General features: G+C 43.8%; 1 protein-coding gene. It reads left to right on the top strand.

The window, feature by feature from the left end:
- Positions 1-281 (top strand): DDE-type integrase/transposase/recombinase (locus tag FET73_RS15645; protein ID WP_154224792.1); only part of this gene is annotated, 281 nt, incomplete at both ends.

The following is a 281-nucleotide window of genomic DNA, read 5'->3' as shown; positions in this document are numbered from 1 at the left end:
ACTTACATACGGAACCACCAATGCTGGAGTTACTTGGCTGCAGTACTTGATTTAGGAGCCAAAGAAATTGTTGGCTGGGCACTGTCAAAAACACCAGATGCACAGCTTGCCACCTTGGCATTGAAAAATGCCATCAAGCGCAAGCAACCAATAACAAGCAACCTACTTGTTCATTCAGATCAAGGCACACAATACACGTCAAACATGTTTGATGTGTATTGCAATCAACTCAAGATAACCAGAAGTATGAGTCGCAGAGGTAACTGTTGGGACAATGCCGT

Source organism: Marinicella rhabdoformis, assembly GCF_009671245.1.
Classification (GTDB): Bacteria; Pseudomonadota; Gammaproteobacteria; order Xanthomonadales; family Marinicellaceae; genus Marinicella; species Marinicella rhabdoformis.
This window is presented reverse-complemented; position numbering and strand designations above follow the sequence as displayed.